The sequence below is a fragment of the Bilifractor sp. LCP21S3_F8 genome, assembly GCF_052117805.1.
Taxonomy (GTDB): Bacteria; Bacillota; Clostridia; order Lachnospirales; family Lachnospiraceae; genus Bilifractor.
This window is the reverse complement of the sequence record NZ_JBQKIK010000023.1, coordinates 1-12,695: the sequence shown is the minus strand read 5'-3', so window position 1 is coordinate 12,695 and position 12,695 is coordinate 1. Positions and strand designations below refer to the sequence as shown.

The window sequence follows — 12,695 nt, the reverse complement described above, 5'->3', positions numbered from 1 at the left end:
GTGCTCTGACTCAGCCGACACTCCAATCAGGTCCGGGCTCCGATTCAGCCGTCATTCAGACAATTCCACTGATACATTTTCTCTGCGCTGCGGTTTTGTATGAAATTAAATGTCTTTTTGGATGAATACGAAAATGAATTGCAGATCAGAAATGAAAACTCAAAAAAACAGAGGATATGAAAAGCACAAAAAAGAAAGAACAGCTTCCGGCTGCCCGTTGTGACTTGCATTCCTCAAGATCTGCAATTCCTTCGGTATGTGATAAGGACTTCGGCCTTCACCATCACAGCCTTCCATCTGCTCCACCTCTTTTCTTTGTTAACCCGCCAGACCCACAGCTTTTCCCTTTTAAGTAGAAAAGCCGAACCATCCATCGGATAGATTTTCGGATAGATTTTATAAAAAATTTATCAATCGCATTAACTGTAACACCTGCCATTTTGTTTGTAAAGTCCGTTCTGACACAATTGCAGCCGTTCCGGCTCGAAAATGGAATTTAGATTCTATCCCATTTAGGTTATGTATTTGATATGATTTGGTTCTTATTGACTTCAGTTATCCTGCCTCTACAAGGTATACGAACTGATGTTATCAGGCAGCTCAGCGTATTACTTAGCGACTCTCTTGTTTGGGACAAATTCGATTCGAAGAGTCGCATTTACCGCCTCTGCAATACGATTCAACAATGCCAGACTGGGATTACGGGTGCCATTTTCCAGACGACTGATATCCGCCTGACTGATTCCGGTTTTCTTAGACAGCTCTTCCTGGGTCAGTCCCGCTTCTTTTCTCGCCTGGATCAGGGACATAGTAATATCTCTTTCCGGCTGAAGTGCTTCATATTCTTTCTTAAACTCAGCATCCTGCATTAATTCATTGGTCAATTCCTGTAAATCACTCATCGTATGTCCTCCTTCCCGGCCATATAAATTGCTCTTCTTTGCTTTGCTAGCAAAATTTCGCTGCGCGGCGTCTTCTGCTGTTTTTTCACAAATCCATTTGTGGCAATAATTATCTCATCTTCGTCGAAAAAATAAAGAATCCTCACAATGTTGCTTCCCGACACAGAACGCAGTTCAAAAATATCGTCTTCCAGGAATTTGCTCAGCGGAGCTCTGGCTTCATTGCCAAGCATTTCCAACCGGTGCAAATCCGACACTACTTTTGCTTTCATTTTTGTGTCTAATGAACGAATGAACTCACCTACGGGCTTACTTCCATCTTCTTCACGATAGAAATTAACGCTAAACAAACCTCCCCCTCCTTTATGCTATATATAGCATAAAATATTGTCTGTATTCCTGTCAACCATAATCTGATTATTGTGCCAAAAATCAATCCAGCGTTCTGCCGCAATTGTTTCAACGCAATCACAATCGTTTCTCGCAAAATCGCAGACAATCAAAGGCCGCAATTGTCAGGCTCAGAGACAGACAAATCCCGCCCGGCCCTGTAAGCGCCTGGCGGGATCATAAAAGCTATGATTCATTTGAACAATTGTTTCAGATGCTCCACGAATTTCCGGTAAAGATAATCCGACGGTATGTCTCAAAGGTAAGCCATTTCGCGTTGAACTCCTGACGGTCCATGCTCTTCCGGTCTTTCAGGAAGTTTTCGAAATCCTTCTGACTTGAGATTCCTACCGCGAAACCGTTCGCATTCACCGCAGGAAGTCCGGTGTATCTGTAATTCTCAATGGGGCCGACCTCAGCCACTCTGTCATCGCGGATCTGCACGTACGCGCCGGAATCCACGGACAGAATGTCGAAATAGTTCGGGTACTCGTAGCTTTCACCCTTGACCGGGAAGGAATCTCCAACCTCGTATTCCTTCTCCTCGACGCCCATATTCTCGATTGCGTCATGCTTCTCGTTGAAGAAAAATTCGTCGAATACGTTCACTCTTGCGGTGATATCTCCGCCGGAGATTCTGACGCCGGTATCTTCCTCATTCACAAGTTTTTCCACAACGCCGCAGGCTGCCGTCATATTGCTGATCCGGTCAATGAGGATCAGCTCGCCCATGGTCTTGTGGTTGCGGAACAAATCCATCGGGATCGCCTCATCCAGGACGATCTCGCAGAGCGCGATCTCATTTTTCTCCAGCGTGTCCGCCTTCACCTGCTCGCCGCTGTTGATATCCGTCTTGTACAAAATCCTGCGGATAAAACCGCCGATTTTCTTGGTTCCAAGTTTGACGAAGAAATCCTCTCCGTCCGCCAGCCTTGCGTCATCCATCCACAGAAGGGTCGCGTCAAAGACCTTGGATACGGCAATCTTGCTGTCCTTCTCCAGCACACAGCCTCTGGAAATATCGATTTCCCGGTTCAGGCAGATGGTCACCGGACGGCCCTCGTCTGCGGATTCGGCGTCCTTGTCTCCGATCAGAATGTGCTCCACCTCTGCCTTCTCACCGGACGGAAGAACCGTGAGCTCATCTCCGATCCGGACGGTTCCCGCCTCAATCTGTCCCTGAAATCCCCGGAAGGTATGATCCGGACGATTGACACGCTGCACCGGCATGTAGCATCCCTCTTCGTGTCCCCTCTCTGTTACATCGACATTCTCCAGATATTCGAGAATCGCCGGGCCTTCATACCAGGGCATGTTTGCGGACTTCTTCGTGATGTTGTCGCCCTTCGTTGCGGACACCGGAATGATCTGCACATTGCGGAGGTGAAGCTCATTTGCCAGCACATGAATCTGTTCGGTGATCTCGTCGAAGCGCTCCTTGCTGTAATTGGCGAGGTCCATTTTGTTGACAGCGAATACAAAATAGTGAATTCCCATCAGCGCGCAGATTCTCGCGTGACGGCGCGTCTGCACCAGAACTCCCTGTGTGGCGTCAATCAGGATGACGGCGAGATCCGCAAAGGAAGCGCCGACAGCCATGTTCCTTGTATACTCCTCATGTCCCGGCGTGTCCGCAACGATAAAGGAACGCTTATCTGTGGTGAAATAGCGGTATGCCACGTCGATGGTAATTCCCTGCTCCCGCTCTGCCATCAGGCCGTCCAGAAGAAGGGAGTAATCGATGTCGCCTCCCGTGGATCCGACCTTGGAGTCCAGGAGAAGAGCCTTCTCCTGATCCGCGTACAGAAGCTTCGAGTCATAGAGAATATGTCCGATCAGTGTGGATTTTCCGTCATCAACGCTGCCGCATGTGATAAATTTCAAAAGATCGCTCATCAGAAGTACCCCTCTCTCTTACGTTTTTCCATACTGGCCTCTCCGCCGTCCTTATCGATGACACGGGTGGTTCTCTCGGATTCTACCGAAGACAGTGTTTCCGCAATAATTTTGTCAAGTGTGTCGGCATCGGACTCGAATCCTCCGGTCAGAGGATAGCATCCGAGCGTGCGGAAACGGATTTTCTTCATCATCGGCTTTTCGCCCGGTTTCAGACGCATGCGGTCATCGTCCACCATGATCAGCTGTCCGTCGCGCTCGACGCATGGCCGCACGGCAGCATAATACAGCGGCACAATCGGAATATTTTCCCGCTTGATATACTCCCAGATATCTGCCTCCGTCCAGTTTGAGATCGGGAATACACGGATGGATTCTCCCTTCCGGATCTCTGTGTTGTACAGCTTCCACATCTCCGGACGCTGGTTCTTCGGATCCCATGCCTGCGCCTCATTCCTGAAGGAAAAAATCCTCTCCTTCGCGCGGCTTTTCTCCTCGTCACGGCGTCCGCCGCCGAAGGCCGCGGTGAATCCGTATTTCTTCAGTGCCTGCTTCAGAGCCTGCGTCTTCATGATGTCCGTGTAGGATGACCCGTAATCGAAGGGATTGACTCCCCGCTTCACGCCGTCCTGATTGATGTACTCAATCATGTCGATGCCCAGTCTCTTCGCCGTCTCATCACGGAACTTGATCATTTCCTTGAACTTCCAGGTCGTGTTGACATGGAGGAACGGGAACGGCGGCTTTGCCGGGTAAAAGGCTTTCATTGCCAGGTGAAGCATGACAGAGGAGTCCTTGCCGATGGAATAAAGCATGACCGGTTTCTCACACTCTGCCGCGACCTCGCGGATAATGTAGATGGACTCTGCCTCCAGGGCGTCCAGATGCGAAAGATTACTCATGATATTTCATCCTTTCCTATTATGACTTGGTCGATGTATGCCTTAGTCGGGTTACAACCTGATTATTTATTAAAAGGTCGTGCTGCAGCCTGATCCTTTATAACCGGGTCGCGTTGTGACCTGATTCTTTATAACCGGGTCGTGCTGCAGCCTGATTCTTTATAACCGGGTCGCGTTCTGACCTGATCTGTATTGCTCAGTATTTGTTGGAATCTGTACTGTCCACGGTGATGGTGCGGATGGGCTTTTCCCGGTGATCCGAATCATAGAACTTCCAGTTCAGAAGCTTTCCTTCCCGCTCCACCTGCATGTAGGCTGAACCTCCGCCGATGTCCTCTCCGAGGAAAAATTCAATGGCCCGGACCGGACATTCCTTTACGCAGGACACGCAGCCCCAGCAGTCCTCCGGATACTGCATCACTGCCTTTTTACCGATGACATCAATCAGGCTTCCGGGACAGACATCGGCACAGCGGCCGCATCCGATGCACCTGTCATTGATTCGAATACTCATCTTGCCGCCTCCTCTCCGAACAGCTGTCTCCATCCGGTTCCTTCCGTGGCTTCTGCTTCAATTCCCGCTTCCGGTTCTTCCGCGACTCCCGCTTCCGGTTCTTCTCCGGTTCCCACGGTGAAATCACGGATTCCGGTCCGGATCGGGTGGAAAATCATCCGAACTCTGCCATCCTCATAGACGGAATTCACAAATTTCAGCCAGTTCTCATCGTCTCTGTCGGGATGGCTCTCATTCTCGGCAAAACAATGCCAGCGGGTCTCCTTTCTGGCGCCGAGGTGCGCAATCAGCACCTTCGCCACGAGAAGTCTCTCCCGCGTCTCTAAATAATGCGCGAGATCCATGGGCCGGTTCACCCGGATCTCCCCGGCTCTCCGCATCAGTCCGTCGATCCTCCGGTCCGCCTCCGCAAGAGATTCCTCTGTAAACGCGTAGCTTTCGCTGATTCCTCCGGCATAGCGGTCCATCACCTCCTGCATATCTGCCTCAAGCTGCTCCGGGGTATATCCGGATGTTGGCTGCCCGTCGGTATAGTGCGACTCGATTTCCTTCACGGCACTGCGGATCCGGGCGTCTGTGAGCGTATCCCACGCCGGATGTATCACCGTGTTGATGCTGTCCCGGCCTTCTGTTATTCCGCCCTCTGTTATACTTTCATTGGTACGGTGAGAATCCTTTCCTACGGTCACCCTCATTTCTTCACAGGGATTCATCTTCGCCCGCAGAGACTTCAGATCCCTGAGTATGGACAAGGCTGCCAGTTTTCCTTCCGCGAGAGCACCGGTCACATATTTCTGCGGACAGCCGCCCGCCACATCTCCGGCAGCGTAGAGTCCCGGAACCGTTGTCCGTCTTCCGTCGTCGATCCAAAAGCCACTCGCGGTATGCCCTCCGACAACATAGGGTTCTGTCCCCTCGATCTCCACGTTCTCTTCATCCGGTCCCTTGCCTCTCGCCACCCACTTCAGCGTCTGTGAAGGAGCCATGTTCAGATATGCCTTCTCCAGATCCTCCGTCTGTGATCTGCTGATTCCCTTAGTCCGGAGATAACAGGGTCCGCGGTCCTCCTTATTCTCCTCTACCGTTCCCCATACCCTCTGAGAGGTGGTCAGTCCGTATTTATTCTCATACACCTCACCAAGGGCATTGATCTGCTTTGCGCCGACTCCCTGCGCCAGCGTACCGGTTGGCGCGATGGTATCCTTGCAGCGAAGAGCGATAAATCGCATCTCGAAGGTCGTCATTTCCGCACCCGCCCGGATTCCCATCGCATATCCGGCACCGGTATTGAAAGGACTGTACCACATCTTATGTCTGGAAAATCCCGGATTGTTCGGCCGGTAGATGCCGGACGCCCCTCCTGTTGCAATCAGCGTGGCATCCGCGGAAAAGAAGCAGATCACTTCCTCCTTGACACCGTGTCCGAAGGCCCCGGTAACTCTGCCGCTTTTCTCATCCCGGAGAAGATCTACGATATTAATATTGTTGTACACGGAAACATTCGGCAGCTTTCTGACCGCGTCCGCCAGAAGCGGCTTGAAGTTCTCCCCGTTGATCTTGATGTTCCGGTTGCCGCGGCTCACGTACTCGCCGTTCTCATCCTTCAGAATCACCAGCCCAAGCTGCTCCATCTTCGCGGTCACCTCATTGAGATTCTCGCTCATGGTCAGCAGCAGATCCTCCCGCGCAATGCCGTGCGCATCCTTCAGCGCGTAGTCCACATAAAATTGTGGCGTGTGCCCTTTCGTAATATACGCGTTCAATGCGTTGACACCCGCAGCGAGGCATCCGCTTCTCCGGATATTTGCCTTCTCCGCAATCACAACCCGGAGCTCCGGATTCCGATCCGCCAGAGTAAGCGCGGCATAACAGCCCGCGGTACCGCCTCCGATAATCAGTACATCTGCATTGATTCTTTCAATCTTCATTTGATACTCCTGTGCGTGTGCGCGATGCCATTGTCTGCGATTCTCCTGTTCATATTTTCAATGATTCGATGATCTTGCCTTTTCTCTGTATTGACTTCCGGCTGCTGATTTCGACTTTTTATCTGTTTCGTCTTTCTTCTATTGATTTTTTGCCTGTTTCATCGTAGAATCATAGCATAGATTTCCTATCATGTCTATAGGAATTATGTGAAATCATGTAAAAATTAGTGAGGATTATCCATGTCTGCGATACAAACAAAAGCAAAAACCGGAAAGACCGCAGCGAAGAGAAACCGGAAGCATTTTCCGGCCCTGATTTCCTCGCTCTTTAAGATCGGCTTTCTCGGCTTCGGTGGCGGATGCGCCCTGATTCCTGTCATGGAGAAGGAAATCGTCGAGGACGCAAAGCTGGTAACTCAGAAGGAATACGACAAGGATACTCTCGTGGCATGCATCACCCCGGGAGCTCTTCCCATCGAAATCGCCACAGGTCTCGGTCTTTCCGCCTATGGAATCACCGGGATGCTCTCTGCCGCCCTGGCGCTCGCACTTCCCGGTTCGCTTCTGACGGTGCTGATTCTGGCACTCCTGTCCGGAGCCGATGGCCTGGTCCTGACAGAGATCCAGTGCTTTTCGATCGGCGTCGGTGCTTTTATCAGCTATCTGCTGCTTCTGTACGCCATCAACACCCTTCGGGAATCCCAGAATGCAGCCTCCGGCGACACCAGAAAAACCTTCCTTGTGATGCTTGCCGTGTTTTTTCTGGGATGCGGAAAAACCTTCAGCAATCTCCCCTTTATGAACGGCAGATATCTCTTCGGACTCTCTACCATTCAGATCCTGGGGCTTGCTTTTTTCGTGATCCTCTTCACCGGAGGGAAAAACACCCCATGGAAAACAGCGGTTTCTGCCGTTCTTGTAGCTCTGTATGCACTCAGTGCCGGCCATGCTCACCTCATTCCGGGAGCTGGCCCCCGCAGAATCCTGGTTGCTGCTATGTATTTCTGCGCAGCCGCAGGAATGATTCTCAGCATCCGGGATGATCTGCGCGCGCACAGGGCTTTGCTTTCCGGAAGAAAAAATCTTCTGCATTTCCTGAAGGAGACCCTCGCCTGGCTCCTGCTTCTGGCTGTCTGTGCACTGCCCGCTCTCTTTCTGACCGAAAAAACGCCTCTCTATCTGATCCGGGGATTTTTTTCTTCTATCATCTCCTTCGGAGGAGGAGACGCTTATCTCTCGGTCGCCGATGGCCTGTTTGTCAACTCCGGGATGGTCACCTACGGGGAATTCTATTCCCTCCTCGTTCCTGTGGCAAATGTATTGCCCGGATCGATTCTCAGCAAAATTCTCACCGGTGTGGGATATTATATCGGCTACAATCTGAACGGTTCACCCGTCCAGGGCATCGCCGTAGCATTCGCCGGGTTCATCTGCAGCGTTGTTGCTTCCGGGCTTGTATTCTGCCTTGTCTATCATGCCTATAACTCGGTGGAGCACATCACCGTGTTTCAGAAAATCGGCCACTGGATCCGTCCCATCATCGCCGGCCTTCTGCTCAACGTCATGTGCTCCATGATTCAGACCAGCCTCAGCACCGCCGCCTCCATCGGCATAGCCGTTCTTCCGGTATTTCTCGTAACCTGCGGCATCATCGTTCTGAATCTCTCTCTCATGAAGAAGAAAAGCAACCCTTTCATGATTGCCGCCTCATCCCTCATCGGACTTGTGGCATCCAATCTGCTTCTGTTCCTCGCATAAACCAGGCGGCTATCTGCTTCTGTTCCTCGCATAAACCAGACGGCTATCTGCTTCTGTTCTTCGCATGAACCAGGCGGCTATCTGCTTCTGTTCTTCGCATGAACCAGGCGGCTATCTCCGCATAAGGCATGGCTCCAGCTTCTTCTGATCCTCGCATGAAGCTGTGGCCGGATATGCCTGCTTTCTTCGAACACAAGCAAGTTTACAGGTCCGATTTTCACGTAAAAATCCACAGATGTTTTCCCAAACGAGAAAAACATCTGTGGATTTCTCACATTCTCCAGCTCGATATGATCTCAAGCACAATCCCGTTCTGAAGTTTTTCCTCCGCCTCCGGCACCTCTCCGGGCCCGATCCGCCGGATGCCCGCAGTCATCGTATGTTCCGGCGAATCAAATTCCGTATACATCTCAATGGGATACAGCGACATCACATTCATCAGGCCGCAGATCTCACCCGCCAGTTCTCTTCCACGGACATAAGCGACCGTTCCACGGGAGGAGGCAGTGTCGATTCTACACTCCGGCTTGATGCCGTATAATTCCTGATCCTCCGGGCTCCCGTTACAGTCTCGAAACAGACAGGCACTGAAGACGACCTTTTCATCGGTCCCGCACCAGTACTCTGGAATATCCTCCTCGGTCAGCCTCGCCGCTCGATATTCAACCGATGCGTCCCGCGACGCCCGATATAAATCCCATGCTTTTGCCGGAAGCAGTTGATGAGACCGCAGAAACTCACCAATCGCACCTGCTTTCTCCTCAGAATCCATCAAAGCTACCGGGCAGCATCCGAGAATATCCCCGTTGGTGTCACGGAGCGCAGCGTAGAGACGATATACTTCATTCTCCCGCTCGTCATTCTCCCAGGTTTCCTCATTCAAACGCCTAAGCTTCGCGTTCAGCTTCCGGATCGCACGGGGAATATTGTTATCCTGAAGAACAGACTCCCGGATAAATTCCCGGTAATCATGCCCTGTTTTTTCAAATCCCGAAAGCGGACGATAACCGATCACATACTGCCGCACCTCCGAATAGGAATCCTCCGAGATCCAGGCACTGTAAGACCGCGCCAAATCCGCTTCCCGAATGCTTTCCTCAACGGTGATAACATAATCTCCATACATAAAATAGTGATTTTCTACCCTTACTCCGACCTTGTCCAGTGAGATCTCCTCCAGACCATCGTAGCTTCCATGTCTCTTCCCGTATTGACACAGTGCATGCCTGCATCCCCAAAAATCATCCATCGCCCGTTCCTCTCAGCTTCTTCTTCATCATTCCCCGGAGTGGAAGCCCCGTAAACTCAACAGTTAGTTACGCCTGTCACCCGGAAGATCCGCTCAGCAGACTCTGCAAGCCGCGCGTGTAGCCCGGAAGATCCGCTCAGCAGACTCTGCAAGCCGCGCGTGTAGCCCGGAAGATCCGCTCAACAGGCTGTATATTCGCGCATCACTTCAGGAAAATACCTGCTGTCCCTGATATCGGATCTGATCTTACTATACATTTTATCTGTCGATTTCTCAACCTCAACCCCTTCAACCGGCAGCATGACTGCGGAAGCGAAATCAAGGCACCAAAATCAACATTGCCCCGAATACTGGAAGGCTCCACTTTGCGGGTCTCTCAAATTGAAATGGATAAAGTTTATATTTTCTTTAGACAGCCACCACATTTTAATCACAACTTCCACGTATATTTTTACTCAGATAGTTGATTAACCACTCACTATCTCCCCCTCATTTAAAAAAGAAAAGGAGAATGTCCCACGCGGCATTCTCCTTTTCTTTTTTATTCTGTGTTTATTCTGTTTTTCCTGTGTTATCTTCTGGTTTTTCTGTGCTATGTTCTGTTTTTATTTTCTCACATTTTGCTCTGTCTCGTGACGCAATTCTCCGCCTTACTTCTGCTTCAGAAATTCTTCTTATGACTCCGCATCCTTCAGCTTCAGCATCGTCTTTGGCGCGCGGAGCTTCCGGATCGCTTTTGCCTCGATCTGACGCACCCGTTCTCTTGTGACTCCCAGCTGCTTTCCGATTTCATCCAGCGTCTGCACCTCATTTCCATCCAGTCCGAACCTGCGCTTAAGGACATATTGTTCCCGATCGGACAAAGTACCTACGATTTCATCCAGACGATTGTAGATGTCCGACTGCACGACGGCATCCTCCACTGAAAGATGATCATCACCGGTCACCATATCCCCCAGTTCCGTCTCGCCATCGTCGCCGACCGGATTGTTCAGAGAAGGCATTGTGAAAAAATCCTGCTTCAGAGACAGATAGTACGCCGCCTTTTCCTCCGGAATTTTCATTTCCTTTGCAACCATTGCCCTGCGCTTGTCCGGATCATCCACGCCTTCCTGAGAGAGCCTGCTGTCGATCGCGGATGCCTTCGACACTGCCGAGAACACATGCACCGGAATCCGGACCGAAAATCCTGATTCCATGATTCCCCGGACGATCGACTGGCGTATCCAGAAGGTCGCGTATGTGCTGAAGGACGCGCCCTTCTCCGGATCGTACTTCTCCGCCGCATGCAGAAGGCCTGTAAGCCCCATGTTCTCAATGTCCTCAAAATCCAGGTCATTCCCGTAATACTTGTGATACGACCAGGCGTATTTGTCTACCAGTTTTCTGTTCTTCTCACAGAGCTCCTCCTGGGCAGACACATCACCCTTCTGAATTCTGCGGCACAGCTCCGTGTTCTCCCGGTTCATCTTCTCCAGGCTCTCCGTCAGCTGCTTTTCTTCCTTTTGATTATCCGTGAAATCCCTGTCCTCTCCCATATCCTTTACTCCCTGATTTCGTCCCACATATCCTGTCGGCTTTCTTCATATCTGCCGAAGACAAGCCGAATTCCGCCTTATCTTCGGACCCTGTTCTCTGTTACTGCTCCACCTGGCAATGAACGCTTTCTTGCGTGAAACGGATATATTCTCCTTCTGAATAGATTCATTCTCTTTCTGAATAGATTTATCCTCCTTCTGAATAGATTTATTCTCTGCTTATTATTATAAACCCATACTTTTATTATCGCCCTGCGTTTTTATTATCATTCTGTGCTTTTAATTATAACCCCATATTCCCCGCGAACGAGAGACATAAAAATGCAGCAGAGATATTTTTTTCCTCTGCTGCATCTGTTTATTATCCGCCGAAACTTGTATACGCTGCGGTTCTGATACCTGCGACCGGTCAGCCTCCCGGCTGATCATCCGGTGCACGGACAGAATACACAGCCAGAATTCCATCGGCTGTTATTCAATTGCAATTGTCTTCTTCTCCGGAACTGCCTTCTTCTCTTCCTTTTTCGGGACTGTAATTCTCAGAACACCGTTCTCGAATTTTGCTCCGATGTCCTCTTCCTTGACGCCTTCACCTACATAGAAGCTTCTCGCCATACTGCCTGCGTAACGCTCCTGTCTGATCAGCTTGCCTTCTTTATCTTTCTCTTCCTTGCCGAGACCCTTCTGAGCGGCAATGTTCAGATAGCCATCATTGAGTGTCAGCGCAATATCTTCTTTCTTACATCCCGGAAGATCTACGTCCAGTTCATAATGATCCTTCTGATCCTTAATATCTGTCTTCATGAGATTTTTTGCATGACGCCCGAACACCGGATTTCTTTTTCCGAAGAATTCATCATCAAAATCATCCATCATATCTTCCATATCCTCTCCGAACAAACTTGGTAAATACATCATAAGTCATACCTCCTTTTACCATAAAAGCATGTCCGGATGTCGTCTCAAGCACCCTGCATGTAACTTCTGAGCCTTTCTCTAATGCTCTTTTCGTCTTTCGATTCGCTCCGGGTCTCTGTATCCGCGGCCCTTCAGCTCATCTTATGTAACCCTTTCTTGTTACGATTATGTAATAGCACCATTTGTTAGCCATGTCAAGTGTTGAGTGCTAATTTTTTTACTTTTCCTGACCAGACACTGGAAAAGCTCACGGAACCCGGGCTCTTTTCAAACGAGATAAAACACGCTGCGCGAGTTTTATCTCGCTATCGCGACGCTCGCCGCACACGAATACTTCGCATTCGGCTGCGGCTCACTGTTCGCGTAAAATCGAGTAGGAGGCGGTGACTAACCGCCGTCCTCTCACAACACCGTACGTACCGTTCGGTATACGGCGCTTTCAATAGTTGAGATAACGTGCACAGACTGATAGGCCGTGGCTAAATCATAGAAGCCACTGTTTATCAGTCTTTCTTTTGTCATAGCCATATTGACTGCGACTGTATGCGTCGTGAACCAATGGCCTCTTCGGCTGTTCCCAGCCTGCCATGCTAAGTCCTCGGGTACACCCATCTTAATCAGATTTCGCACCTTTGTCTTGGGTTTCTTCCATTGTTTCCATATACACATACGTATTCTGTGATAGAGCCATTTGTTGATT

The 12,695-nt window shown here is 50.3% G+C and carries 10 protein-coding genes and 1 pseudogene; 1 reads left to right on the top strand and 10 read right to left on the bottom strand.

The window, feature by feature from the left end; translation table 11 throughout:
• Window positions 1–608: 608 nt before the first annotated feature.
• From ACTQ3A_RS10510 to ACTQ3A_RS10485, 6 genes are all read right to left on the bottom strand, one after another.
• The gene (locus tag ACTQ3A_RS10510; protein WP_441101132.1) at window positions 609–902 is read right to left on the bottom strand and encodes a helix-turn-helix domain-containing protein; all 294 of its coding nucleotides are present in this window, start codon (window positions 900–902) and stop codon (window positions 609–611) included.
• Complete coding sequence (locus ACTQ3A_RS10505; protein WP_441101133.1) at window positions 899–1,252, bottom strand: type II toxin-antitoxin system RelE/ParE family toxin; 354 nt, start codon at window positions 1,250–1,252, stop codon at window positions 899–901. The genes ACTQ3A_RS10510 and ACTQ3A_RS10505 overlap by 4 nt, the downstream gene beginning before the upstream one ends.
• Window positions 1,253–1,502: 250 nt before the next feature.
• A complete protein-coding gene (locus ACTQ3A_RS10500) occupies window positions 1,503–3,188 on the bottom strand; it encodes a sulfate adenylyltransferase subunit 1 (RefSeq protein WP_441494823.1) in 1,686 nt (561 codons plus the stop codon).
• Window positions 3,188–4,090 (bottom strand): sulfate adenylyltransferase subunit CysD, encoded by a 903-nt coding sequence (gene cysD / locus ACTQ3A_RS10495; protein ID WP_441101135.1) that lies wholly within the window; start codon window positions 4,088–4,090, stop codon window positions 3,188–3,190. The genes ACTQ3A_RS10500 and cysD overlap by 1 nt, the downstream gene beginning before the upstream one ends.
• Window positions 4,091–4,286: 196 nt before the next feature.
• Window positions 4,287–4,604, bottom strand: coding sequence for a 4Fe-4S dicluster domain-containing protein (locus tag ACTQ3A_RS10490; RefSeq protein WP_441101136.1), 318 nt, complete (start codon window positions 4,602–4,604; stop codon window positions 4,287–4,289).
• A complete protein-coding gene (locus tag ACTQ3A_RS10485) occupies window positions 4,601–6,532 on the bottom strand; it encodes an adenylyl-sulfate reductase subunit alpha (RefSeq protein WP_441494824.1) in 1,932 nt (643 codons plus the stop codon). Before ACTQ3A_RS10485 ends, ACTQ3A_RS10490 begins: the two co-directional genes overlap by 4 nt.
• A 240-nt stretch (window positions 6,533–6,772) precedes the next feature.
• Here ACTQ3A_RS10485 and ACTQ3A_RS10480 point away from each other — a divergent pair, with 240 nt between their 5' ends.
• The gene (locus ACTQ3A_RS10480) at window positions 6,773–8,290 is read left to right on the top strand and encodes a chromate transporter (protein WP_441494825.1); all 1,518 of its coding nucleotides are present in this window, start codon (window positions 6,773–6,775) and stop codon (window positions 8,288–8,290) included.
• A gap of 271 nt (window positions 8,291–8,561) precedes the next feature.
• Here the strand turns inward: ACTQ3A_RS10480 and ACTQ3A_RS10475 are convergent, their stop codons facing one another.
• From ACTQ3A_RS10475 to ACTQ3A_RS10460, 4 genes and pseudogenes are all read right to left on the bottom strand, one after another.
• Window positions 8,562–9,539 carry a hypothetical protein gene (locus ACTQ3A_RS10475; RefSeq protein ID WP_441494826.1) on the bottom strand — a complete coding sequence of 326 codons (978 nt, stop codon included), beginning with the start codon at window positions 9,537–9,539 and terminating at the stop codon, window positions 8,562–8,564.
• Window positions 9,540–10,213: 674 nt separating this feature from the next.
• A complete protein-coding gene (locus ACTQ3A_RS10470) occupies window positions 10,214–11,104 on the bottom strand; it encodes a sigma-70 family RNA polymerase sigma factor (RefSeq protein ID WP_441494827.1) in 891 nt (296 codons plus the stop codon).
• A 444-nt stretch (window positions 11,105–11,548) separates the two neighbouring features.
• Window positions 11,549–11,992: an Hsp20/alpha crystallin family protein gene (locus ACTQ3A_RS10465; protein WP_441101142.1), complete on the bottom strand. Its 444-nt coding sequence runs from the start codon at window positions 11,990–11,992 to the stop codon at window positions 11,549–11,551.
• Window positions 11,993–12,397: 405 nt separating this feature from the next.
• Window positions 12,398–12,695 (bottom strand): annotated as a pseudogene (locus tag ACTQ3A_RS10460) (hypothetical protein); the annotation flags it as partial.